We start from the raw sequence: 22,633 nt of genomic DNA, 5'->3' as shown, positions 1-22,633 counted from the left end.
TTTTTATTGTTTGTTCATCGGTTTGCCACAGCAAACTAATTCGCCGCCACCAACTTTTTTAACTTCAACGACATTTCCGCAAATATCACACTTGTAAACTTCACCTATTTTTTTAACATTTGTCATAATAATCCTCCTTTTTAATACTAAATCTAGTTTATCAATAAAAAGAGTCAAAAAGCAAAGAAAATGACTATTAAGGTAAGAGATAGGTAAGTGAAATCGTAAATAAATTGTTTAAAAAATAAAATAATGGGAACAATCTTAATAGAGAGGTGTCTTATATTAAAAGACAACGCGGAGGTGCATTATGATGCAGGGTATAAATTTAGAATCATTAGATCCAATTAAAGGTAAAAATAAATTAGGAAAAGAGCAGGAACAGAAGCCTAAAGAGCTAGATTTCACGGAAGAACCTTTCAAAAAGGTATTTTCAAAGATGTTAGATAAGCAGGAGGGCGTGCAAGAAGATCTTGGTGTTTTTAATGAGAGCAAATTAGCACCAAGTGGATATAAACCAAATAAACTATCAGAACACATCCAGCTTAGTGCCCATCCTGGGAAATTTGCAATGATGCAGAATATTGATCCGGAGAATTATAAGGAAGGGCTTACTGCTTTCAAGCAAATAACTGCAGCGGAGTTTGATCCAGACAAATTACCAAAGCCTGAAGTAAGTCAGCTTGGGATGAGAAGTTTGGTGACAGAAATAGGACTAGGAGTTGTTGGATAAGATGGATTATACAAATTTGCCAGATAACGAAATAGTGAGCGCTGTTCAAAACGGTTGGCTAGATGCTTATAGTGAGCTAATAGTACGTTATCGGGATAAAGTTTTTCGTACAGTTAATGGTATGATTTGTAATTACGAAGACGCCAGAGATATTACACAGGAAGTTTTCTATAAAGCCTTTATTCATTTAGACAAGTTTAGAGGCGAGGCAATGTTTTCTACTTGGATATATCGGATTGCCGTAAATATGTCTAAAAACTATTTTCGCAGAGCTAATAGACAAACAAATAATGTTGATGAAAATTTTTTCAACTGTATTAAAGATGAGAATGTTGCGGAAGCTGGAAGTGATATTGAAGACATGGAGTTGCTCAGAATATTATATCAAGCATTAGATAAGATTGATTATAGATATAGAGGAGTCCTGATACTTAAAGAAATTAATCAGTTGCCTTATGATGAAATTGCAGAGGTTACTGGTTTAGATATTGGGACAGTGAAATCTAGAGTATATAGAGCAAAGGCTAAACTAAAAGAACTTCTAAAAAACAAAATACCAGCTTATGTCTGATTTCCTTGTTTGATTGGGTTATATTTTTTATGGGTTGTTATTCTTTTGGCTAAAAGCTAATCGTTATTTAGCAATATGCTTTAGCGATGTTATAATTAATATGTAAGATGGATATTCAAAAACAAATAGATTATTTTTCTTAGAAAGTTGTTGGAAAAAAACAATATTAATATTAAAAGAAGGTATAGAAATTTAAAATTTGGTGCGGATGAGAGGACTTGAACCTCCACGCCGAAGCACTAGATCCTAAGTCTAGCGTGTATGCCAATTTCACCACATCCGCATGATAAAGCTAGAACATTATAACAGTCACTTAATGTTAGAGCAATATTTAGAAACTGACTAAAAATATACCCATTAAAATATATCAATGTATAAACTTGTGAACATGTTGTTAATAACTTGTTGATAATCGCCAAAATAACGATAAATATGCAAAATATGGTCGAATTGACTTTAGTATATTTAGTGTGTTAACTTATTAACTGTCGACAGAAAACACCATATATGGGGGATAAGCAAAGATAATGAAATGTCCATTTTGCGGAAGTGATGAAGATAAAGTATTAGAATCAAGAACATTATCTGAGGGTGAAGCGATCAGAAGGCGTCGTGAGTGTTTATCTTGTAGCCAAAGGTTTACTTCTTATGAAAGATTAGAAGAAAGACCAGTGGTGGTTATTAAGAGTACGGGCAATAAAGAGTTTTTTAAGAAAGAGAAAATTCTTAATGGAATGATAACAGCTACAGAAAAGAGGCCAGTAACTGTTATGCAAATTCAATCTGTTGTTGAAGAAATTACAGAAGAATTACACCGTCGTACGGAGAGAGAAGTCCATTCAAAAGAGATTGGGCAGATGGTGATGGATAAATTGCAGGGTTTGGATCAGGTAGCTTATGTTAGATTCGCATCTGTTTATAAACAGTTCAAGGATGTTAGCGAATTTATAAAAGAAATAAAGAACATGTAAGGAGAGTATGTAGAGATGGTAATAGCAGAATTAAAAGAAATATTAGAAACAGGGAAGTCACGAGGGCTTATTAAAAAGCTTATTAAAAGAAATGGAGAAATCGTAGATTTTGATAAGCAAAAAATAATAGATGCAATTTATAAAGCTGCGGAGTCTTTAGGCGGTACTGACATTGACTTGGCTAGAGCTTTAACGGATAAAGTTATCCTTAAACTTACAGAAACTTATAACAAAAAAACAATACCTGCAATTGAAGAAATTCAGGATTTAATTGAAAAAGTTCTTATAGAAGAAGGTCACGCTAAGACAGCTAAGGCTTATATCTTATATAGAGAGCAAAGAAGTAAGATAAGAGACAAAGAAAGCCTTATTTTGGATATTAATAAGGTTATGGATGGTTATTTGGCTCAGTCAGACTGGCGTGTTAATGAAAATAGTAATATTAATTATTCTTTGGGTGGGCTTATTTTACATAATGCAGGTGCAATTACTGCTAATTATTGGTTGAAGAATATTTACACCAAAGAAGTTGCTGATGCTCACCAAAATGGTGACTTTCACATTCATGATCTTTCTATGTTTTCAGGATATTGTGCTGGTTGGTCGTTAAGGCAGCTGATAGAAGAGGGTTTTGGTGGAGTTACAAATAAGATTAATTCTAAACCAGCCAAACATCTTAGTACTTTGATTTCTCAGATGGTGAATTTTTTAGGAACTATGCAGAACGAATGGGCAGGAGCGCAGGCCTTTTCGAGCTTTGATACTTATTTAGCTCCGTTTGTAAGAGTTGATAATCTTAGCTATGAACAAGTTAAACAACAGATACAGAGTTATGTTTTTAGCATCAACACTCCCTCAAGATGGGGTAGTCAGGCGCCATTTACTAACATTACTTTAGATTGGACTGTGCCTTCAGATTTAAAGGACAGGAAAGCTCTTATTGGTGGCAAAGAATTGGAAACAACTTATGCTGATTATCAGAAAGAAATGGATGTTATTAATAGAGCATTTCTTGAAGTAATGATGGAAGGCGACTCCGACGGTAGAGGGTTTGGTTATCCTATTCCAACGTATAATATTACTAAAGAATTTGACTGGGATAGTCCAAACGCAAGTCTTCTTTTTGAAATGACAGCAAGATATGGAACTCCTTATTTCCAAAACTTTATCAATAGCGATCTTGATCCAACTGATGTGCGTTCCATGTGTTGTCGTTTGCAGTTAGATAAGAGAGAGCTAAGAAACAGAGGCGGCGGACTTTTTGGGGCTGATGAATTTACTGGTTCAATTGGAGTTGTCACAATTAATCTTCCAAGAATAGGTTATCTTTCAAAAACAAAGGAAGAGTTTTTTAGAAGACTGGAAGATTTAATGGAAATTGCCAGTGATTCTTTGGTTGTTAAAAGAAAAGTAGTTAATAGATTACTGGAGATAGGGTTGTATCCATATACTAAGAGATATTTAAAACATTTTCATAATCATTTTTCTACAATAGGACTAAATGGTATGAATGAATGTTTGCTGAATTTTATTGGTAAGGATATTACTTCCGAAGAAGGACTTGAGTTATCCTGTGAGATAGTTGATTTTATGAGAGAAAAGCTAAAAGAATACCAGGTAGGCACAGGAGATTTATATAATTTGGAAGCTACTCCAGCGGAGTCAACATCTTACCGTTTTGCTAAAATGGATAAGGAAAGATATCCTGATATTATAACTGCTGGCGAAAAAGACCCATACTATACAAACTCTACTCAATTGCCTGTAGACTATACAGCGGATGTTTTTGAGGCATTAGATCATCAGGAAAAAATCCAGAGTAAATATACTGGAGGTACTGTTTTTCACAGTATGTTAGGAGAAAGGATTAAGGATCCAGCAGTTTGTAAGCGTTTAGTTAAAAAGATAGCTTATAATTACAAGATTCCTTATTTTACAATTTCTCCAGTATTCTCTGTTTGTGCGATACATGGTTATTTGGATGGGGAGCATTTCAATTGTCCAGTTTGCAAGGAGGAGCGAGAACAGGAATTGAAATCAAAGATAAAAGAATTAGAAAAGTATTTTGACGAGCCAGAAAAAAAAACAGCTTGATCACGGAAGGGGAAAAAGAAAATGGAAATAAAACAAGAAATAGAAAGACAAATTGAGGAGTTAAAGTCTGAATTGGAGCATGTAAAAGGTTCCGAGGCAGAAGTATATGCTAGGATTGTAGGCTATTACAGACCAGTTAACAATTGGAATAAAGGTAAAAAGGAAGAGTATCATGAAAGATTACACTTTATTTGTAATGATGATGCGTCGGCAAAGAAAGTAGAAAGTATTGTTTTGGAATCTTCCAACATTGTTGAGAATACAAAGGAAGAATTGCAAATTTTAGTGAATGAAAAAGGTAAAATTAAACAGTACAAAATGTTTTATTCTGAGCATTGCCCAGGTTGTAAGCCAGTTAAAAGCATCTTGTCTTCACAGATTGCAATTAAAGGTACGGATATTAATGCTAGTACTAAAGAAGGTTTAGAAGAAGCTATTAGAAATAACATTACTGGTACACCAACAGTTATTTTCTATGATGAACAAGGAAACGTTGTACAAAAGGCACACACGTCAGCTCAAGTTGAACAACTGCTTTTTGTTTAATGCAGGGTTGGTTAAAGACTAGCTTTATTGATTATCCTGGTAAAATAGCCTCTGTATTTTTTTACGGAGGCTGTAATTTTAGATGTCCTTTTTGCCATAATGGAGACTTGGTTTTACAGAAAACAGCAGAAGAAATATCCGAAGATGAGGCAATTTCTAAAATTAAAAAGAAGAAACATCTTTATGAAGGAATCGTTTTAACTGGCGGAGAACCAACAATGGTTCCGAACATTGCAGCCATCATTAGGGAAATAAAAAGTCAAACAGGACTCCCAGTAAAACTAGATACTAATGGAACAGCGCCTGATAAGCTAGAAGCTCTAATTTCGGAAGGCTTGATAGATTATGTCGCCATGGATATCAAAACTTCTCTAATGAAGTACCCAGGGTTGTTTGCCACAAAGGATGAGGCTTTGGTTGATAAAATAAAGCAGTCAATTGAAATATTAAAAAATCAAAAAAAGATACAGTATGAATTTAGGTCTACAGTTTATCCTCCCTTATTTGAAGAGAGTGATTTAGGCGGAATTGCGGAGTTAATCAACGGAGCAGAGGCCTATTATTTACAACAATATAATCCAAGAAACACTTTAACCGAAGATGCTAGCAAAGAAATTTTACCAACTAGTAAATTAAAGGAACTTCAAGAGTATTTTTCAAAGTTTGTCAAACATTGCGAGATAAGATAGACGTCAGCTTTCACTTTTCTTCTCTAGAATGAACTAGTGACACCAATGAACCAGTGAACTATAATATATTTATGTTAGCAAAGAGAATTATTCCATGTTTAGATATAAAGAATGGGCGCGTGGTAAAAGGCGTTAACTTCGTCGACATTATTGATGCAGGAGATCCTGTTGAATTAGCTAAAAATTACGATGAGCAGGGTGCTGACGAGCTAGTTTTTTTAGACATTACAGCTTCCTCAGAGAAACGAAACACAGTGGTGGACTTAGTCAGGCGAGTAGCCGAGCAAGTATTTATTCCTTTTACTGTTGGTGGTGGGATTAGAACAGTTGCTGACGTGAGAGAAGTTTTAGCTGCTGGAGCAGATAAAGTTTCTGTAAATACTGCTGCCGTAAATAATCCAAATTTGATTACTCAAATCTCGCAGAAATTTGGTGCCCAATGTATGGTTATGGCTATTGATGCTAGAAGAAGAAACAATTTGCAAAAGCCAGAGATTAAGCCAGATTTAATTAATATGGATTGTGAGTGTGATACTGATAGTCAGTTTGAAGTTGTAATTCATGGAGGTAGAACAAGAACTGGCATCGATGCAATCAAATGGGCTAAGAAAGTTGAGCAGCTTGGCTCTGGAGAAATACTTTTGACAAGTATGGACGGAGATGGAACGCAAAAAGGTTATGACTTGGAAATGACGAAAGCTGTTGCTGACGCGGTTAATATTCCAGTGATTGCTTCAGGTGGAGCAGGTACGCTTGAACATATCGCTGAAGCCTTAGAGGTTTGCGACGCGGCATTGCTTGCATCTTTGTTGCATTACAGAAAACTTACAATTCCTCAGATAAAAACTTTTTTAGAAGAAAAAAATATTCCAGTAAGACAATAAAATATAATTATTTAGCTTGGTGATGAGCTTTTTCAATTAACTCAAAATGAGTTAACAGTTCATTTGTAATTGCTTCTATATCGCTTGTTTTCACTAGAACATAAAGTATATCACCTGCAATTATTTTGGTGTTTCCTCTTGGGGCAATAATGTTTTCATTGCGGTTAAGCATTGTTATTGTGCTTCCTGGAGGCAACAACAGAGAAGAGACAAGAGCTGAGCCGGTGTAAGTATTCTCATCAATGGTTATTTCAATTAATTCGAGTTCCGAGTTTTGGAGTGTGATGAGTTCCATTACTTGTCTAGGCTTTGGTTTAGCCTTTACTGACAACTTGAGAAAGTCAGCTAATTTCACAAGAGTGGTTCCTTGAATAATCATAGAGAGTAAAACAGCAAAAAAGACAATGTTAAATATTCCTCGAGAGCCAGGGACATTAGCCGCTGCGAGATATGTGGCTAACACGATAGGGACTGCTCCTCTTAAACCACTCCAGCTTAAGAAAATCTTTTCTTTAACATTATATTTTGTAAAAAACAAACAAGAAAAAACAGCTACTGGACGTGCGAAGAAAGTAATTATTAAGAACAAAATAATACCAGTTTTGTAGACATTATAAAATTCATTAGGGAAAACCAGTAAGCCAAGAAGAACAAAGATTATAACGTTTGATATTGTGGATAATGCTTCAAGTAATGTGGATATTGTTGGCTTATAAGGTATATTGGAATTTCCTATAAAGTATCCTGCAAAAAAGGCAGAAATTATACCACTGGCAAGAAAAAAATCTGCCACACCGTAAGATAAGAGGATGATGGAGATCATATATAGGTAAAAATATCCTTTATCTAAAGTTTTCAGGTAGTTGAACAAAAAAACGGCAATTTTGCCAATTAGCAGACCAATCAATATTCCCCCTGTAATTTGCCACAGTAGCGTAAGAACTAAATTAGCAGGATGTTGCATTTGGCTGATGGTTATTTGTATGGCGATTGACGTTAGGACAATGGCCATTGGGTCGTTGGTGGCTGACTCTATTTCCACAACAGAGGCTAGCTTTGGGTTTAGGGAACGGGACCTCAGAATGGAAAAAACTGTTGATGCGTCAGTTGAGGAGATTACACACCCGATTAGGATGGAAGTTAACCAGTCAAGTTTTAGTAAATAGTGAAGCGATATGCCTGTGAGTGCTGCTGTTAAGGCTACTCCTACCGTTGCTAGAATCATTGATGGTACAAAAACAGATTGTAATCTTTCTTTTTTGGTTTCAAAACCTCCAATGAATAAAACAAAGACCAGAGCAAAGTCAGCCATTTGTCGCGAGAGTATGAAGTTGTCTAAATAGACCACTCCTAAGATATCACTTCCAAATAAGATACCTGCTAGCAGAGAGATTACAACTAAAGGAACACTCCATTTGTTGGAGATTTTAGCTGCCATGATTATGGCTAAAAGCACTAAGGCTGAGATTAAATACATATTAAAGAACATCCTCTTGTTTACAAATAGAAAAAAGTATCATCGTAAAAATATCATTATTTATGCAGTATTGCAAGGAAGGACAATTCAAATTCAAAGTTATTAAGGCTATATTTTGAGGTTTGCGAGAAAGCTTTTAAAAAGATTTTGATGAGGTAATAAAATTTATGCGGTTAGCTTGTCTTTAACTTTAATAAATCAAGAAATATCAATGTTTTATAACCCAGCATTAGGGAATAATAACAATGTAAGACAATAAAGGGGGAAAACAATCATGGATGAAAAACAATTAAGAACAATCATCGACCAAGTTAATCAATTAGGTGGCGGAGAAGCAGAAAAATCACAGAAAGTAGAATATATGATGGACTTTGGTAGTGTTGCAGTAATGGTGAATATGAGTCTTAATTAGTTTGGAGTATTTTGTAGGGGATTGTTATTAGTTTTGAATTGTCTAAAGTAAAGTTGATAACAAAGCTTTGATTCTGGTTGTTAATAATTGTAGGGAAAATAAGTATTGAAATAATTTCTGAGTTTGGATAAATTAGTTGGTCTTTAAATCCGTACGTTTCTAAAACATGCTGAACTTCTTTTTCAGTTTTTTGTAATTCCATTTGTAATGATTGATTTCTTTCTAATGAATATATTTTTGTTTGTAATGTTTTTAGCTCTTCATTATAAAGATAAGCGTTACTACTCGTAATGTCTCTTTCTTGAAGTCTTTCTAGCTCTAGATTCATATTTTTTAACTCAGAATAAGATAGTTCCTTATAATTATTTTTATTTAGGATGTCAGTAAGCAAAGGATAACTACTTTCTACAGGTTTGTGCTGTATCTGAGCGTTGTCTACTAGAACGAAGCTATTATTTATTTTTGTCCACATAGGGGTTTCATTAGTATTTTTTATTCTTAGAAGGAAAGTTGTACTTAGCGTTTTATTTGTTAGTAAGTTGTATATTTTTACTTGTTGGTGAATGTTGTTAGAGTAAGGCGCAAGAGAATACACTAGTCCTTTGTCCATAATGGTTTGCGTTTCTTCAGGGATAATATTATATTCTTGGCATCCAGATAAAAAGATGAAAGAAATAAACAATAAGCTAGTCAGTAGGTTCTTTGTCATGTCTTTCTCTGATTATACCATAGTTACCAAGACGGAAAACGGATCCTTGATTAGCGTTTTTTTCAATTAAGAAATTTTCATTGTTAATAGTAATAGAAGTACCGTTCCAGGCCTTGTCCTTTATAGAAACAATGCCAGTTTTTTCTGGTAAGGCAATTTCTTCTCCTGCAGTTCTTATTTTGGATAATAGTATTAATTGTTCTTTCAGTTGCTCTTGTAGTTCAAAAACAATCAACGTGAGTTGTTGATAAGCGCTGTCTTTGATAAGTGCAGCTTTAGATTTTTCCGAAGATACTTCAAACCTAGTAATTTCTTTAGTGGCATTTTGATATTTTCTTTCTGTAGATTGCATTTCTTGCAACAAAGCTCCTGCTGATACGTTTTTTTTGCTGGCATCATATTCTATGGTTAATTCTGTTTTTGTTGTTATTCTTTCTGATCCAGAAGAACCAACAAAGATATTTTCTTTTGCCATTAAGCTCCCACCAGAAGCTTTTTTTTCAATGTAGATGCTTTTCCCCGAGTTGATATTTGCATGTAGGGATTCATAGCCAATATTAATGTCACCATTAATTGTTGTTAATCTAGAATTATGCGCATATCCGCAAAAAATTCCTTCACCAGCTGTTGCTTTAGAACTGTTTCCAACAAAGCCAGTTAGAATATAAATATAACCTTTCGCTTCAAGAGTAGCGCTATTGCTTGTGCCATAAACAGTAATGTCATGAGAAGCTTTAATGTTACTGCTTTGTATCATGTTTTCTATAATTATGGTTCCGTCGAATTCAATATTTTGGTTAATTATTGGCTCTTTTAAAATTAAGGTTGGAGTGACTCCAATCACTTCAGCGCTGTAATTTATTATTCCATCTATCTTCGGTAGAATATCTGCACCTTTTTCGAAGACATTTTCTCCTAATTGCAGAGTTTTTTGGGGATGAATTCTGGTTGGTATGGTCAGCCCAGTAATTGTTTTTCCCGGCATGCCTTTGGATGCTTTGTTGATTCTTGCAATTTTTTTACCAAGTATAGTTCTATTCTCGATAGTGGTGTCCAAGTAAACACCTTTTGTTCCTTGCTGGATGTTGGCAGGGAACGGTCTTTTTGTTTCATAAAAATAAGTGCATTGTGCTTCTTCGACTGGGACAGCAAAGTCTCCTTTAGCGAAAATAAAAGAATCAGTAACTTTGTTGGCTTGCATATACTCAATCATTTCTGGCATAACACCAAAAGTAATGCCTGTTCTAGCGATTTCTTTATTAATTTTTTTCAAATTAGCGTTTGGATTTATTGTTATGTCAGCGAGTGTTTCTTCTTTATTAATAGAAATGAAACAGTTATTGGAAAGATATTCTGCGGGGCGGGAGTTATCTTTATTAGCCTCAGCATAGATGATGAAGTCTTTACTGTTGTCTTCTCTGTAAACTTCGTTGATTAGCTCAATTGTGTTAAAAAGGTTGTAAAGCGACATTTCCGGATATTTCTTTTTAATATCCAGAATATCTTGTATCCCTAATTCTTTAAGAATATTTATGTAAAAGTTGTTGCAGTCAGAGACAGCTATTTCATATTTTTTTTGTTCCATAGTTTAGATTATGTAATATTCCATTGTTAATTGTAAATAAGACTTCCAAAATCCTGTTTATCGGGGCTATAATTTTATGTATGGGAAATAGGGTTGCAACAGGAATAAAAGCATTAGATAAACAACTACGAGGAGGATTGCCAAAAAACCAGCTAACTTCGTTGGAAGGTTGCTCTGGTATAGGTAAAACAATATTTGGAATTCAGTTTTTGAAAGAAGGATTGTTCACTGATGAAAGAGTTCTTTTTGTTACATCTAAAGATACTCCAAAGCAAATAAGAGAAATAATTTCTTCTATGGGTTGGGATATTGCTTGGGCTTTTGAGCAAGGAAGATTTCTAATATTAGATATACGAGATTATTTTGGAGAAACAGAAAGTTTTGATAATGGTGATATTTTTGTGAATTTGATTAAAGAAATCAAGGATATTGTAAGTAAAAATAAGATAAAAAGAGTAGTGCTGGACCCAGCTTTCCCTCAGTTTATAACAGCGAATAATAATATAAGAAAAATTTATTTTTCAGGATTAAATGATATGATAGAGAAGTCAGATAGTGATTTAACAATTGTGATACTAAAAAACGACAATGTTGAAGATAACGCAATTGAGACAAATACTATTAAGATGTATTTTGACCAGCAGGGAGAGATGGTAAAAAGGTATATATTGCCTCAGAAGATAATGTTTACTGATTATGCTGTGAAGGCAATTAGTTTTGAAATAAAACCCAAGGATGGTATTTGGATAAATGAGTGATTCAGCATTTAAGATACTTATAGCAGATGACGAACCTAACATTTTAATGCTCACCAGCATGATGCTTGATGATTTGGGGTATAAAACAATTTTAGCTAATAATGGCGCTCAAGCTATAGAAAAAGCACTACAAGAATTTCCAGATTTGATTATTACGGATATTGTTATGCCTGAAAAAGATGGGTTTGAAGTCTGTAAAACATTACGCGAAAACAAAGACTTTGCTGATGTTCCTATTATTATTTTATCTGCGATTGGTGATGAGTTTAACAAAATTACGGGATTTGAGGGTGGCGCAGATGATTATATTACTAAACCCTTTAATTTGGATGAATTAAAATCAAGAGTTGAAACATTGTTGCTGAGAAGACAAGAATCAAGAGTACGTAATGCAAGCAATGCTAAAGCAGTAATAAGTCTAAATAAAAAAGAAAATGCAGAGATAGATAAAATTAGTTCTGGAATAAAAGAGTTAGACGAATTGTTAGACGGAGGACTCCCTAAAGGTTCTAATATTTTGTTGCTTGGGCCTTTGGGTACTGGTAAATCAACGATGGCAAGAAAATTTATTTTAAACGGATTGCATAACAAAGAAAGATGCATGTTTGTAACTCTTGATGATTCACCAAAGCTAATTCGAGATAAACTGTCGTCTAGCTTAGAGATAGATGTTAGAGAGTACGAGGAGTTAGATCTTTTTTCTATTGTTGATGCTTATTCTTGGTCTTCAGGTGCCTCTGAGGTAAAAGAAAAGTTTAGAATAGATGGAATTCTTGATTTAAATCAATTCTCTATGATTATTTCTGATTCTGGTCAACACATTGGTCAATCAATCCAGAGTAAGCTAGGTGGAAGACGGGTGTTCGATTCAATTTCTTCTATTTTGGTTAACTTTGATCTGTCTATGGCACAACGTCTTTTATCCCAGTTGGCTAGAACTTCTTTAGCGTTTGGGATGGTAAATACAATGTTTGTTTTAGAAGAAGGCACAGTTTCGGAGTATGTTCTAAACAATATTAAGTATATAATGGATGGTGTAATAGAAACGAAAGAAAAAGATGGGCATATGTATATGAGAGTAGCTAGTATGAAGTGGATAGATTTTGATAGGGAGTGGGTGAAACTAGGAGACCATGGATAGAACGCCTTCAGGAATAAGTGGTTTAGATTCTATCATTGAAGGTGGATTTCCAAAGGGAAGAAACTTCTTTTTGTCAGGTTCAGCAGGTTCTGGTAAGACAATCCTTTCCACCCAGTTTTTATATAACGGCGCCTATAAGTACCAAGAAAAAGGGCTTTACGTTTCTTTTGAAGAACCAATTGACGATATTATCGCTGATGCCAGTAGGTTTGGTTGGAATATTCAGAAGATGATTGATGAGGATAAATTAAAGTTTTTGTATTTTCCAATGCTAAAGAAAGATTTCGATGAAAATGTTTTTGATTTGCTTTCTACTTTAGTTAAACAAATTAAAGAAAATAAATTTCAACGACTTGTTATTGATTCTTTGCCAGCCTTTGGTATGGCTTTTAATGATTATAATAAAATGAGAAAAGAACTTTTTTTGCTTTTGCATGAAATTAGAAAACTACAATGTACTACAATAGTAATAACCGAGAAGCCATCTGGAGAGATTGGTTTAACTCATTTTGGTGTGGAGGATTTTCTAGCTCAGGGATTAATAATGTTACACTTAGGTCATACATATAGAGGTATTGAGGTTAGAAAACTAAGAGGAACAAATCATAGTACAGACATTCATAGGATGAGAGTTGGCGATGAGGGGATAGTGGTTTATCCGGGTGACCACCCGTATTGATTAGTTCAATGGTTCATTGGTTAAGTAGATTTGAGTTGAAATATTTATTTATTGATTTTAGAAAGGTGAGGTTAGGTAGTGTTACAAGGTGTAAATGAAATATTGCCAGATGAATTGTCTAAAAGACATGATGTAATCGAAAAGATGGTTGGTTGTTTTAAATCAAATAAATATAACAGAGTAACGACTCCGACGTTTGAGCCTTATGCTGAGCTTTCTAAAGGCTGGGGCCCGTATCTTAAGGAAAAGTCCATAAAGTTTATTAGCCATGATGGAGCAATTATGGTTTTAAGACCAGAAATGACTACGCCAATTGCTAGACTAGTTTCAGCAAGAAACCAAGAGTTAATTTTCCCCCAAAAGTTTTTTTATCTAGAGAACGTTTTTCGTAAACAGCATATTTTAAGAAAACAAGAATTTTTACAAATTGGTGCTGAATTATTAGGAGACGATAGTATTAACGCAGACATTCGGATTGTTAATTTACTTATTGATGTCTTGCATTCTGCAGGTATCGAAGATTTTAAAATTGAACTAGGACATATTGAACATAGCGAGACAGAAACACTAGAAATTAAAGAAGCGTTAATGAATAAAGAATATAATAAGTTGGATAAACTTCCAGCTTTAGGCGATGTAAGTATTTTAACTAAGGGTTCCTATTTGAAAGAGTTTGATGATTTATTTAGGCAGATAGCTCCGGAAAACATGGATCATCTGGTTTATAATTTAGGACTAGCGCCAGAAGTAACTTATTATACTGGAATTATTTTTAATGTACTGTTAGAAGGTGTTGGATATGTTGTTGGTTCTGGTGGTCGTTATGATACTTTGTACAAAGAATACTCTTTTGATATTCCGGCTATTGGGTTTGCGCTTGGCTTTGAAAAACTAATTACATACTTTAAGGGGAAATAATGGAAAGATCAATTACTATCGGATTACCAAAGGGTTATCTTTTTAAGGATAGCTTAGCTTTTTTTCAAAAACAGGGGATAGAGGTAGGCGAAATTCCAGATAGAGCTTTAATTTTTTATGATAAAACCAAGAAGTTTAAATTTTTGATACTTAGACCAACAGATGTTCCTGTCTATGTACAGAATGGTGTTGTTGATATGGGTGTTTGCGGGATGGATATAGTTAGAGAAACCAAACCAGATTTAATTGTTTTAAAAGATTTAGAGTTTGGATATTGTCGCTTATCTGTTGCTACGGACATAAATAAGAAAGATAAGAATTTTAGCAATGGTAATAAAGTAGCCACAAAATTCGTCAATAGTACTAAGGAGTTTTTTGATAAAAAAGGAATTAAGGTAGATATTATCAAGCTATACGGTTCAGTTGAGTTGGCTGCCATAACAGGACTTAGTGACTATATTGTTGATCTAATTGCGACCGGTAAAACTTTGAAAGAAAATGGTCTGGTAGAAACTCAGACTATTTATGAAACAACTGCTCATCTTTTAGTTAATCGAGTTTTTTATAGCTTGAGAAACGAGATAGTAAAGCAGTATATAGGTTAATATTTATGATTCGTACCGTGGAAAGAAACATTAGCGAAGAAATAAAAAAAATTCATACAAGAACAGCCTTTATTGATAGAAAAGAATCAGAGGTTGTTTGTAATATTTTAAAAGATATTAGAGAACAAGGCGATGTTGCACTATTGGGTTATATCAACAAATTTGAATTTCCAGCAAAAAACATTAAAGACATTGTTGTTACCAAAGAAGCTTTGAAATTGGCGTATGATACTTCTTCAGAACAATTAAAAAATCTTTTAAATGTAGCAACAGAAAATATTCGCAGTTATCATCAGAATTTTTTATTAAACTCTTGGCAAGAAAAAATTTACGAGAACTCTTCCTATGGCATGAAAGTTACATCAATTAAACGAGTTGGTGTATATGTCCCAGGTGGCACCGCTGCATATCCAACGTCAGTGTTAATGAACGTAATTCCCGCTCAGGTTGCTGGCGTAGAAGAGATAGTGCTTGCATCTCCAGCTGGAAAAGATGGACAAATTGATAATTCAGTTTTGGCGGCAGCTTATTTGCTAGGCATCAAGGAAGTTTACTCTGTGGGCGGAGCTCAAGCAGTTGGCGCTTTGGCTTATGGTACGGAAAGTATAAAGAAGGTAGATAAAATAGTAGGTCCAGGAAATATTTATGTAACTTTAGCTAAAAAAGAAGTTTTTGGAGTCGTAGGTATCGACAAAATGGCAGGGCCAAGCGATGTTTGCATTATTGCTGACGACAGTGCAGATCCAAGATTTATTGCTGCAGATATGTTAGCTCAGGCAGAGCATGATACTTTAGCCTCAGCAATTCTTATAACAGAGTCTAGAGAGCTAGCAAAGAAAGTTAAAACACAATTAGCTTTGCAATATAAAGAACTACCTAGAAAGCAGATACTGGATAGAGCTTTGTCAGATAATTCTTTAATAATTGTTCAAGAAGGTGCTGATGTTAAAAAGCTAGCCAAGATAGCTGACCAGATAGCAGCGGAGCATTTGGAAATATTTCACGTCAAACAAGAAGAACTAGTTAATAATATTTCACACGCTGGAGCAATTTTTGTTGGAGAATATTCAGCAGAAGTGTTGGGCGATTATATGCTGGGGCCAAACCATGTGTTGCCAACAGGCGGAACTGCAAGGTTTTCTTCACCCTTAAGTGCGATAGATTTTCAAAAATATACGACAGTAGTAAGAATGGATAAGTCTGATTTTCCTAAAGTGGGAAAAGATACTGCGTATTTTGCAGATATTGAGAAACTACCAGCTCACGCTAAAGCAGCTAGAATTAGAATCAGTTAATAAAAAGCAATACTGGCATATCCTACAACATGTTTGTCATCAAACGACGCCGTGGCAGAAGTGTCATAGTAGAGAAGCTTATTTTTTGTAATAGCTAGTTCATTTAGAGTGGCAAGAAGCAAGGTAATTGGGAAAACACCACAGCAGTCAGCTTCTTTCATTTGGTGTTGATTAAGAAGATTATCTGGCGACATTTTCAGGATATGGTTAATCGTTTTTTCGTCTAGCTCTTTGGCTGTTTTTAAAGAGTGATAATGTGATAAGTCGTTACTAACTACTAAGACAGTGTTGTTGTCCATAACGGAAGCAATTTCTCTGCCTGCTTTTTTTGCTATAGCTAAATCTATCATTCCAACATTGATTGGTATTATTTTACATTCAGGTAAGAGATACTTAAGGAAAGGTAATTGCACTTCAAGTGAATGTTCCTGATAGTGAGGTCGTGAGTCTTTAATAAAAATATTTGATGACAACAATTCGTTAATTTTAGACTCGTCGACATCTAGGTTTCCTAGTGGTGTTTCCAGCGATTTCTCGGAAGGTATGGCTAGGCTTTGATGAAAAGTTTTATGAGCAGGGGCAAGGATGATAACTGTTTTGATATTCTCGTTCTCAAGTTGTTTGTATCCATATGCTGCTGTTTGAGCGGAATAAATGTATCCAGCGTGGGGAACAATAATTGCTTTTGGTTTATTGATTGTCTTGGAGGGTTCAGATAGAAAAGTTTGTAATTGTTTTTGAAGAATTAAAGGGTTGTTCGGATAAAAACTGCCAGCAAAACTATTTCTTAGTAGGCTCATTTGGATACTTTTTAAATTGCGGGAGAAAGAAATTTGTGCCTTTTTGATAATTGTTAAAATCATTTTGATAAATAGTAACAAGTTGAGCTTCAACCATTTTTGTAAATAAAATGTAATAGGCAGATAAAAAGATTAGGGAGTAGATACTAAGCAAAGTTAAGGTTCTATCAAATAAAATAAAAAGTACTAGGTAGAAAAGTAATGGATGTCGGTGTCTAAGGTATAGCCCTTTTACGTTAAAGGGTGTAACAATAAAGTCTAAATTGAATTTGTCTTTGTTTTTTGAAAATAAATTTTTTAAATGCTTTATTCCAAAAATGTTTGCCATCCCAAGTGTCCAAACCGATTCAACTATTAAGAAAAGGAAGATAAGTCTAAATGTATCCATTATAAGAAAAACGATATTGCTGAGGTTATCTTGCATATTTAGAATGTGTGGTGCTTGGATAGAGCTAATGACTTTAATGAAAATGAGAATTATGACGATAGTAATTATAGCGTATAAAAACCTATACAAATAACTCATAAACCAATTCCCTAAAGTTTTTTGTAGAAATATTTTTGTTTTCTCTGTGTAAAGGAAATAATGTAGCGTAAAGAGTAGCGGGATAATAATAAATAAAGATATATATTCCATCTTTTGATTATACTACTTTTTTATAAATATTCCCTCTCTCTTTTAGGCGAGAGGAACCAGGAGCGAGGTAGATATATTATAAAAAATGGATACAAGAAAGCTTAGTTAATAGTCGTTATAAGAGATGGTGGCGCTATATAGGTAAAAATTTTATCTATAAAAGGAAGGATTAATTCTAATGAAAAGTAATGGCTTGTGCAAACAAAAGCATATATTCAATCATATTTTCCTTAATTCTACTAATCATGATATTATTTTAAAAAATAATGGGAATTATTCATTTTTCGTTCGATATATTAATATAAGAGCGAAAAATGGGGTGGTTAATATGATACATGCAAGAGTAAATCATAAACAAAAGTTAAAAGAAGATTCAATATGTAAGAATTTCTGGGAAGAGTTTGCTAAAAGAGGTTTTTCCGTCGAGCCTTCCAATGATGGCGCCTACCACAAAAACACGGATCAATCTCAGTTAATCAAAGACAATAACGGGTTTTTTGAATTAAAGACCGGTTTGGAGTCTAAGATAAACATAGTTTCAGCTCAGAATTTCATGAAGACGATTGCCAAAATTGAGAGTATGGTTAGTTATAAGTTGTTTGAGTAAAGAAAAGAAGACAAGGGGTAAATAAATGGTCTTAGGTATTGGCTCTAATATGCCGTCAATAAGTTCTTGGGGAACCCAAGGGCTTTCTGCATCTGACCTGCAAGGAACAGGGCTAGGAAGGTTTACGCCATCTTTTAGACCTAATGCAGAACAGGTTCAACAAAATAATTCAGGTTATAATATTCAACTTAGGAATGTGCCTGATGCACTTCAGTTCTTAGCAGAAGAAATTAAAAAGAAATTTAACATTAAAGTACATAATTCAGATATTCCATTTTCAGAAGAAGAATTAAAGATGCTTAATTATGTATTAGCTAATCTTCCAGGTGAGCATTTAAAAGGCGTTAAAACTATTGTCAAGAATAAGAGCATTCAAATGAATATGGAAACCATGCCAGAATCAATCTTTGCAAAAAGGCATCACAGTAGAGCTTATGGCGCTTATGATAAAAATAGTCAGAGAATTTTGGTGTTTGACCTTGATACAGTTGACCAAATAATTCCAGTAGTTAAGCATGAAGTTGGACACGCTGTTCATTCATATAATATGACTTTTGAAGAGTTTTTCAAATTTACCTTAAAGAGCGGCTGGGATGTAGTGCATTATGAACAAACTTTTTTGGGCGGAAACAATATGTACAATATTGGTATGCAACAGATAAAGTTAAGCAAACGAGAAGCCTTTGAGCAGAAACACAATTTTGATATGGATTCTATGAGAAGTAAGCAAAGTAAATTTGGAAAATACAACTTAATAGCTCCTGTTGAAAAACAGCACTTATATGCTTATTCTAATCCCTGCGAGACTTTTGCCTCATACTACGAAAAGGCAATGTAATTTATTATTTGACCCTATAGTTATTTTCTCTTATAATGCTCATACGTTATCCAAACTAGGGAAAGTTTTAGTAAAAGTTTTAGGAGGTAGTTCCAGTGAAGCAGACCTTTCAGCCCAATAGCAGAAAAAGACACAAGACACACGGTTTTCTTGTGAGATCAAGTTCAGTAGGAGGACGTGCAGTCCTGAAAGCTCGTCGTAAAAGAGGAAGGGCAAAGATAGCTGTTTAAAGAATTTTCTTTCGATAGGGGTCTTCGACTAAGGAAATATTCAGAATTTAAAGCAGTTTATGCAGAACAAAAGAAGGCAACAGGAAAAGGCATAATTGTTTATTTTAAACCAGACAAGACATTAAGGTTTGGAGTTATTGTAAGCAAGAAAGTTGATAAAAGAGCCGTAGTACGGAACAAAACAAAACGAAGGCTAAGAGAAGTATTTAGATGCAATAAGCCAGAGATAACAGGGGACTATGTGGTTATTTCTAAAGGTTTAGCAGTAAATCTTTCCTTCGAAGAGTTAAAGCAAGACTGGTTAAACCAGTTGGCATACTTGAAGAGAAAATATGGTTAAAAACACACTAATCTTTTTAATTAGAATATACAAAAAATATTCGCCATTAACTCCCAAAAAATGCCGGTTTTATCCTACTTGTTCTTCGTATGCCTTAGAGGCAATTACGAGATACGGAGTTTTTAAGGGTGGCTCGATGAGTACCTATAGATTGTTAAGGTGTAATCCATGGAATCCAGGTGGTTACGACCCTGTTAAATAGAAAGGTGAGACGATGAACCCATTTGTTTTTTTAGTTGATAATATGATGATCCCTATTTTGCAATTCTTTTTTAATTTAACCAACAACTATGTAATCGCAATAATTTTATTAACTTTTGTTATAAAATTGGTGTTGTTTCCTTTTACAATTAAGCAAGTTAGAGCAATGGATGATATGAAAAAGATTCAACCTAAGCTTAAAGAAGTGCAAACAAAATATAAAGATAATCCACAGCAATTACAGATTCAAATGATGTCCTTATATAAAGAACATAATGTGAACCCATTTGGAAGCTGTCTTCCAACTTTAATTCAGTTACCTTTTTTTGTTGCTATTTTTATGTCTTTAAATAGTCCAACATTTAGGGAATTAATATTGGCAGTTGATCCGAGTCAGGCATCTTTTTTGTGGATAAATAATTTAATAGGTCCTGATTCTACCGTTATTCTTCCAATCCTTGTAGCTATTTCTACATGGTTGTCACAGAAGACAATGACTATGTCTACAGATCCTAATGATCCAACGCAAAAAATGTTTAAGTTTATGCCTTTTTTAATGTTATTTATTTCAATTAATATGCCAAGCGGAGTTTTGGTATATTGGTCTTTGTCTCAGCTAATGACTGGTGCACAGCAGTATTGGCTAACCTCAAAGAAAAAGGAAATAGAGGAAATGGTTGCTACGGAGCCTGTAACGATTGACGTTGTAGCGACACCAGTCAAGCCAAAGAAACAAACAAATCAAAAGAGCAAAAGTAAAAAAGGAGTTAAATAATGGGAATATTAAGCATTTTTGGGAATTCAGGAAATTCAGATAAAAATCAAGTTGAAGAGAAAAAGATAGAAGATAATTTTGGGAATATGGTGGATAGCGACGTGCATTTGGTTGCCAAAGATATGCTAACTGAGATTTTAGACTTAATGGGATTTTTTAATGTTGTTAAAGTAGTTAAATATGAAGATAACTTTGTTTCACTGGATATTAAGGGTGATGACATGGGGAGAATAATTGGAAAAGAAGGTAGTACTCTACAGTCTTTGCAAATCTTATTAAGAAGTATATTAAGTAAAAAATTTAAACAGCCAATTAATGTTGTTCTTGATGCAAGTGGCTATAGAGATAAAAGAGAAGATTCTCTTAAAATGTTAGCTCAAGAAATGGCTGATCAAGCAATTAGTACAAAGGAAGAAGTGGTTCTAAGACCTATGAACTCATGGGAAAGAAGAATTGTACATTTAACCTTGCAAGAGAATACAGCAGTTAAAACAGAAAGCATCGGACAGGGACAGGATAGACAAGTAGTAATTACTCCTGCGTAAGGATGTCTTTAAATAGTTTTTCAGATGTTATTGCGGCAATCTCAACTCCTCCGGGCAGATCTGGGATTGCTGTTATTCGTTTAAGTGGACAAGATGTATTAGCATTTATAAAACCCTTTTTATCATTAAAGAAATACGAACCAAATACCATTAAATTTTCTGTTTTTAAAAAAGGACAGGAAGTTTTGGATGAGGTCTTAGTTTCTTATTTTAAAGCACCAAAATCCTTTACAGGTGAAGACATGATTGAGATTAATTGTCATGGTAATTACGTAGTAGCAAAAAAGATTTTGAACTTACTTTTTCAGAATGGAGCTAGATCCGCACAGCCAGGTGAATTTACAATGAGAGCCTTAGTAAATGGTAAAATGGATCTGGTTCAGGCGGAAGCAGTAATAGATTTGATTGATGCCAAAACAGCAATTGCTGCGAAGGTATCTAGTGCTCATTTGCAGGGAAGTTTGTCAGAAGAGATAGCTCAAATTAGACAAAAAGTGTTGGATATGGTTTCACATATTGAAGTTCATCTTGATTATCCGGAAGAAGAAGAATTGTCAGACAAGATGCATTATGTTTCTATTTTGGAAGAAATTAGAGTTAGCATCGATGGACTTTTAGTCTCTTTCTCTAAAGGTAAAATTTATAAAGATGGTTTGGTTGTTGCTATCACAGGGAAACCTAATGCTGGGAAATCTAGTTTATTTAATAAATGGCTTGAGGATAATCGGGCTATTGTGTCGGACATTCCTGGAACAACGAGAGATACCATTGAAGAATGGATAGAATTAGAGGGCATCCCAATTAAGTTAGTGGATACCGCTGGAATACGGGAGAGTAAAGATGAAGTAGAGAAAATGGGAATAGGAAGAACGAAAGAGTATTTAGCTAAAGCAGATATTGTTATTGTTATGCTAGACGCTAGTACAGGAATAGTGGATTCCGATGAGTTATTGTTAGAAGATGTCATAGTTGAGAAAACAATGTTTCTGATTAATAAAACAGATATTGCGTCGGCTGATAAGGTGAACAGTCAATTGTTGGAGAGGCATCCTGAGTCTGATATTTTTAGTCTATCTGTTTTGCATGACAATAATTTGGATGACTTTAATGTAAGGTTAATTAAGAAAATAGAATATTTATTCAAGGTGGATAATGAGGCAGAGATTTTAATCAATAACGAGAGGCATCAAGAAAGTTTACTGAAAGCGAAAGAAGCAGTCTTAGCGGCCGAGGATTCTGTTTTGGCAGGAGCAACAGAGGATTTGTGGGTTATTGACTTAAAGGAAGCCATGGTCCATCTGGGGCAGGTTGTGGGCGAAGATGTGTCCGAAGAAGTGTTGGATAATATCTTTTCTAGATTTTGTGTTGGTAAATAGTTTTTTATCAATCCGTGAGTTATGTTTGTATTTCATAAGCTGTATTTGCATGTAGTTATCACTTGTTCGTTTGAATAATATTAGAAAAATAATTATTTCATGAAACGTTTGTTTGATTGTGACGATATATTCATACGTTAGTTGAGAGGAATAAACATTGAACAATAAAGTAGTTTCTATTATAAAAGAAGATCAAGGTTTTAATTTGCCAGAGATA

At 34.2% G+C, this 22,633-nt stretch carries 27 protein-coding genes and 1 tRNA gene; 21 read left to right on the top strand and 7 right to left on the bottom strand.

The genetic code is table 11. The features are described from left to right. Window positions 1–3 precede the first annotated feature (3 nt). A complete protein-coding gene (locus tag PHF25_02420; protein MDD4526874.1) occupies window positions 4–126 on the bottom strand; it encodes a desulfoferrodoxin FeS4 iron-binding domain-containing protein in 123 nt (40 codons plus the stop codon). A 184-nt stretch (window positions 127–310) separates the two neighbouring features. Between PHF25_02420 and PHF25_02415 the strand changes: the two genes are divergently transcribed. Together PHF25_02415 and PHF25_02410 are read left to right on the top strand one after the other, a co-directional pair. Then, entirely contained in the window at window positions 311–733 is a 423-nt protein-coding gene (locus tag PHF25_02415) for a hypothetical protein (protein MDD4526873.1), read from the top strand. Window position 734: 1 nt separating this feature from the next. Then, complete coding sequence (locus tag PHF25_02410) at window positions 735–1,304, top strand: RNA polymerase sigma factor (GenBank protein ID MDD4526872.1); 570 nt, start codon at window positions 735–737, stop codon at window positions 1,302–1,304. 200 nt (window positions 1,305–1,504) lie between these two features. Here the strand turns inward: PHF25_02410 and PHF25_02405 are convergent. After that, window positions 1,505–1,587, bottom strand: a tRNA-Leu gene (locus PHF25_02405). 244 nt (window positions 1,588–1,831) lie between these two features. Here PHF25_02405 and nrdR point away from each other — a divergent pair. The 5 genes from nrdR to hisF all read left to right on the top strand — a co-directional run bounded on the left by nrdR (window position 1,832) and on the right by hisF (window position 6,488). Continuing rightward, complete coding sequence (nrdR, locus tag PHF25_02400; GenBank protein ID MDD4526871.1) at window positions 1,832–2,275, top strand: transcriptional regulator NrdR; 444 nt, start codon at window positions 1,832–1,834, stop codon at window positions 2,273–2,275. Between the two features lie 15 nt (window positions 2,276–2,290). Then, on the top strand, window positions 2,291–4,369 hold the full coding sequence (locus PHF25_02395; protein MDD4526870.1) for a ribonucleoside triphosphate reductase: 2,079 nt from the start codon (window positions 2,291–2,293) through the stop codon (window positions 4,367–4,369). 21 nt (window positions 4,370–4,390) lie between these two features. Then, a complete protein-coding gene (locus tag PHF25_02390) occupies window positions 4,391–4,915 on the top strand; it encodes an anaerobic ribonucleoside-triphosphate reductase (GenBank protein MDD4526869.1) in 525 nt (174 codons plus the stop codon). Then, on the top strand, window positions 4,915–5,604 hold the full coding sequence (locus tag PHF25_02385) for an anaerobic ribonucleoside-triphosphate reductase activating protein (GenBank protein MDD4526868.1): 690 nt from the start codon (window positions 4,915–4,917) through the stop codon (window positions 5,602–5,604). The genes PHF25_02390 and PHF25_02385 overlap by 1 nt, the downstream gene beginning before the upstream one ends. A gap of 71 nt (window positions 5,605–5,675) precedes the next feature. Then, on the top strand, window positions 5,676–6,488 hold the full coding sequence (hisF, locus tag PHF25_02380) for an imidazole glycerol phosphate synthase subunit HisF (protein MDD4526867.1): 813 nt from the start codon (window positions 5,676–5,678) through the stop codon (window positions 6,486–6,488). Between the two features lie 7 nt (window positions 6,489–6,495). On the opposite strand, the gene PHF25_02375 is transcribed toward hisF, so the two are convergent. Further along, a complete protein-coding gene (locus PHF25_02375) occupies window positions 6,496–7,965 on the bottom strand; it encodes a potassium/proton antiporter (protein MDD4526866.1) in 1,470 nt (489 codons plus the stop codon). A gap of 274 nt (window positions 7,966–8,239) precedes the next feature. On the opposite strand from PHF25_02375, the gene PHF25_02370 reads away from it, so the two are divergent. Continuing rightward, entirely contained in the window at window positions 8,240–8,377 is a 138-nt protein-coding gene (locus PHF25_02370; GenBank protein MDD4526865.1) for a hypothetical protein, read from the top strand. On the opposite strand, the gene PHF25_02365 is transcribed toward PHF25_02370, so the two are convergent. Beyond that, on the bottom strand, window positions 8,370–9,086 hold the full coding sequence (locus PHF25_02365) for a hypothetical protein (protein MDD4526864.1): 717 nt from the start codon (window positions 9,084–9,086) through the stop codon (window positions 8,370–8,372). The two genes, PHF25_02370 and PHF25_02365, sit on opposite strands and share 8 nt — an antisense overlap. Next, window positions 9,064–10,671, bottom strand: coding sequence for a FapA family protein (locus tag PHF25_02360; protein ID MDD4526863.1), 1,608 nt, complete (start codon window positions 10,669–10,671; stop codon window positions 9,064–9,066). The genes PHF25_02365 and PHF25_02360 overlap by 23 nt, the downstream gene beginning before the upstream one ends. Window positions 10,672–10,751: 80 nt before the next feature. Here PHF25_02360 and PHF25_02355 point away from each other — a divergent pair, with 80 nt between their 5' ends. From PHF25_02355 to hisD, 6 genes are all read left to right on the top strand, one after another. Next, on the top strand, window positions 10,752–11,429 hold the full coding sequence (locus PHF25_02355; GenBank protein MDD4526862.1) for an RAD55 family ATPase: 678 nt from the start codon (window positions 10,752–10,754) through the stop codon (window positions 11,427–11,429). Further along, the gene (locus PHF25_02350) at window positions 11,422–12,570 is read left to right on the top strand and encodes a response regulator (GenBank protein ID MDD4526861.1); all 1,149 of its coding nucleotides are present in this window, start codon (window positions 11,422–11,424) and stop codon (window positions 12,568–12,570) included. The genes PHF25_02355 and PHF25_02350 overlap by 8 nt, the downstream gene beginning before the upstream one ends. Next, a complete protein-coding gene (locus PHF25_02345; GenBank protein ID MDD4526860.1) occupies window positions 12,563–13,249 on the top strand; it encodes an ATPase domain-containing protein in 687 nt (228 codons plus the stop codon). The genes PHF25_02350 and PHF25_02345 overlap by 8 nt, the downstream gene beginning before the upstream one ends. A 78-nt stretch (window positions 13,250–13,327) precedes the next feature. Further along, on the top strand, window positions 13,328–14,167 hold the full coding sequence (locus PHF25_02340; protein ID MDD4526859.1) for an ATP phosphoribosyltransferase regulatory subunit: 840 nt from the start codon (window positions 13,328–13,330) through the stop codon (window positions 14,165–14,167). Next, window positions 14,167–14,772, top strand: coding sequence for an ATP phosphoribosyltransferase (hisG, locus tag PHF25_02335; GenBank protein ID MDD4526858.1), 606 nt, complete (start codon window positions 14,167–14,169; stop codon window positions 14,770–14,772). The genes PHF25_02340 and hisG overlap by 1 nt, the downstream gene beginning before the upstream one ends. A 5-nt stretch (window positions 14,773–14,777) precedes the next feature. Beyond that, on the top strand, window positions 14,778–16,067 hold the full coding sequence (hisD, locus tag PHF25_02330; protein ID MDD4526857.1) for a histidinol dehydrogenase: 1,290 nt from the start codon (window positions 14,778–14,780) through the stop codon (window positions 16,065–16,067). On the opposite strand, the gene amrB is transcribed toward hisD, so the two are convergent. Next, window positions 16,064–16,930 (bottom strand): AmmeMemoRadiSam system protein B, encoded by an 867-nt coding sequence (gene amrB, locus PHF25_02325; GenBank protein MDD4526856.1) that lies wholly within the window; start codon window positions 16,928–16,930, stop codon window positions 16,064–16,066. The two genes, hisD and amrB, sit on opposite strands and share 4 nt — an antisense overlap. Then, on the bottom strand, window positions 16,848–17,504 hold the full coding sequence (locus tag PHF25_02320; protein ID MDD4526855.1) for a hypothetical protein: 657 nt from the start codon (window positions 17,502–17,504) through the stop codon (window positions 16,848–16,850). The genes amrB and PHF25_02320 overlap by 83 nt, the downstream gene beginning before the upstream one ends. 328 nt (window positions 17,505–17,832) lie before the next feature. Here PHF25_02320 and PHF25_02315 point away from each other — a divergent pair, with 328 nt between their 5' ends. From PHF25_02315 to mnmE, 7 genes are all read left to right on the top strand, one after another. Beyond that, entirely contained in the window at window positions 17,833–18,111 is a 279-nt protein-coding gene (locus tag PHF25_02315; protein ID MDD4526854.1) for a hypothetical protein, read from the top strand. Window positions 18,112–18,136: 25 nt separating this feature from the next. Continuing rightward, on the top strand, window positions 18,137–18,949 hold the full coding sequence (locus PHF25_02310; protein ID MDD4526853.1) for a hypothetical protein: 813 nt from the start codon (window positions 18,137–18,139) through the stop codon (window positions 18,947–18,949). 95 nt (window positions 18,950–19,044) lie between these two features. Continuing rightward, the gene (gene rpmH / locus PHF25_02305; GenBank protein ID MDD4526852.1) at window positions 19,045–19,179 is read left to right on the top strand and encodes a 50S ribosomal protein L34; all 135 of its coding nucleotides are present in this window, start codon (window positions 19,045–19,047) and stop codon (window positions 19,177–19,179) included. 332 nt (window positions 19,180–19,511) lie between these two features. Continuing rightward, complete coding sequence (gene yidD / locus PHF25_02300; protein MDD4526851.1) at window positions 19,512–19,721, top strand: membrane protein insertion efficiency factor YidD; 210 nt, start codon at window positions 19,512–19,514, stop codon at window positions 19,719–19,721. 12 nt (window positions 19,722–19,733) lie between these two features. Then, window positions 19,734–20,495, top strand: a complete 762-nt coding sequence (locus PHF25_02295) for a YidC/Oxa1 family membrane protein insertase (protein MDD4526850.1) — start codon at window positions 19,734–19,736, stop codon at window positions 20,493–20,495. Then, on the top strand, window positions 20,495–21,040 hold the full coding sequence (locus tag PHF25_02290) for a KH domain-containing protein (GenBank protein MDD4526849.1): 546 nt from the start codon (window positions 20,495–20,497) through the stop codon (window positions 21,038–21,040). Before PHF25_02295 ends, PHF25_02290 begins: the two co-directional genes overlap by 1 nt. A gap of 2 nt (window positions 21,041–21,042) precedes the next feature. After that, entirely contained in the window at window positions 21,043–22,416 is a 1,374-nt protein-coding gene (gene mnmE / locus PHF25_02285; protein ID MDD4526848.1) for a tRNA uridine-5-carboxymethylaminomethyl(34) synthesis GTPase MnmE, read from the top strand. Window positions 22,417–22,633 lie beyond the last annotated feature (217 nt).

The organism is Candidatus Margulisiibacteriota bacterium (genome assembly GCA_028706105.1).
Classification (GTDB): Bacteria; Margulisbacteria; Riflemargulisbacteria; order GWF2-35-9; family DYQY01; genus DYQY01.
The sequence above is the reverse complement of the archived record's forward strand: the minus strand, read 5'-3'. Positions and strand labels throughout refer to the sequence as shown.

What these genes read in the sequence shown, in the direction of transcription:
- PHF25_02420 (MDD4526874.1), bottom strand. Translation starts at nt 126, where the DNA reads ATGACAAATGTTAAAAAAATAGGTGAAGTTTACAAGTGTGATATTTGC.
- PHF25_02415 (MDD4526873.1), top strand. Translation starts at nt 311, where the DNA reads ATGATGCAGGGTATAAATTTAGAATCATTAGATCCAATTAAAGGTAAA.
- PHF25_02410 (MDD4526872.1), top strand. Translation starts at nt 735, where the DNA reads ATGGATTATACAAATTTGCCAGATAACGAAATAGTGAGCGCTGTTCAA.
- nrdR (MDD4526871.1), top strand. Translation starts at nt 1,832, where the DNA reads ATGAAATGTCCATTTTGCGGAAGTGATGAAGATAAAGTATTAGAATCA.
- PHF25_02395 (MDD4526870.1), top strand. Translation starts at nt 2,291, where the DNA reads ATGGTAATAGCAGAATTAAAAGAAATATTAGAAACAGGGAAGTCACGA.
- PHF25_02390 (MDD4526869.1), top strand. Translation starts at nt 4,391, where the DNA reads ATGGAAATAAAACAAGAAATAGAAAGACAAATTGAGGAGTTAAAGTCT.
- PHF25_02385 (MDD4526868.1), top strand. Translation starts at nt 4,915, where the DNA reads ATGCAGGGTTGGTTAAAGACTAGCTTTATTGATTATCCTGGTAAAATA.
- hisF (MDD4526867.1), top strand. Translation starts at nt 5,676, where the DNA reads ATGTTAGCAAAGAGAATTATTCCATGTTTAGATATAAAGAATGGGCGC.
- PHF25_02375 (MDD4526866.1), bottom strand. Translation starts at nt 7,965, where the DNA reads ATGTATTTAATCTCAGCCTTAGTGCTTTTAGCCATAATCATGGCAGCT.
- PHF25_02370 (MDD4526865.1), top strand. Translation starts at nt 8,240, where the DNA reads ATGGATGAAAAACAATTAAGAACAATCATCGACCAAGTTAATCAATTA.
- PHF25_02365 (MDD4526864.1), bottom strand. Translation starts at nt 9,086, where the DNA reads ATGACAAAGAACCTACTGACTAGCTTATTGTTTATTTCTTTCATCTTT.
- PHF25_02360 (MDD4526863.1), bottom strand. Translation starts at nt 10,671, where the DNA reads ATGGAACAAAAAAAATATGAAATAGCTGTCTCTGACTGCAACAACTTT.
- PHF25_02355 (MDD4526862.1), top strand. Translation starts at nt 10,752, where the DNA reads ATGGGAAATAGGGTTGCAACAGGAATAAAAGCATTAGATAAACAACTA.
- PHF25_02350 (MDD4526861.1), top strand. Translation starts at nt 11,422, where the DNA reads ATGAGTGATTCAGCATTTAAGATACTTATAGCAGATGACGAACCTAAC.
- PHF25_02345 (MDD4526860.1), top strand. Translation starts at nt 12,563, where the DNA reads ATGGATAGAACGCCTTCAGGAATAAGTGGTTTAGATTCTATCATTGAA.
- hisG (MDD4526858.1), top strand. Translation starts at nt 14,167, where the DNA reads ATGGAAAGATCAATTACTATCGGATTACCAAAGGGTTATCTTTTTAAG.
- hisD (MDD4526857.1), top strand. Translation starts at nt 14,778, where the DNA reads ATGATTCGTACCGTGGAAAGAAACATTAGCGAAGAAATAAAAAAAATT.
- amrB (MDD4526856.1), bottom strand. Translation starts at nt 16,930, where the DNA reads ATGATTTTAACAATTATCAAAAAGGCACAAATTTCTTTCTCCCGCAAT.
- PHF25_02320 (MDD4526855.1), bottom strand. Translation starts at nt 17,504, where the DNA reads ATGGAATATATATCTTTATTTATTATTATCCCGCTACTCTTTACGCTA.
- PHF25_02315 (MDD4526854.1), top strand. Translation starts at nt 17,833, where the DNA reads ATGATACATGCAAGAGTAAATCATAAACAAAAGTTAAAAGAAGATTCA.
- PHF25_02310 (MDD4526853.1), top strand. Translation starts at nt 18,137, where the DNA reads ATGGTCTTAGGTATTGGCTCTAATATGCCGTCAATAAGTTCTTGGGGA.
- yidD (MDD4526851.1), top strand. Translation starts at nt 19,512, where the DNA reads ATGGTTAAAAACACACTAATCTTTTTAATTAGAATATACAAAAAATAT.
- PHF25_02295 (MDD4526850.1), top strand. Translation starts at nt 19,734, where the DNA reads ATGAACCCATTTGTTTTTTTAGTTGATAATATGATGATCCCTATTTTG.
- PHF25_02290 (MDD4526849.1), top strand. Translation starts at nt 20,495, where the DNA reads ATGGGAATATTAAGCATTTTTGGGAATTCAGGAAATTCAGATAAAAAT.
- mnmE (MDD4526848.1), top strand. Translation starts at nt 21,043, where the DNA reads ATGTCTTTAAATAGTTTTTCAGATGTTATTGCGGCAATCTCAACTCCT.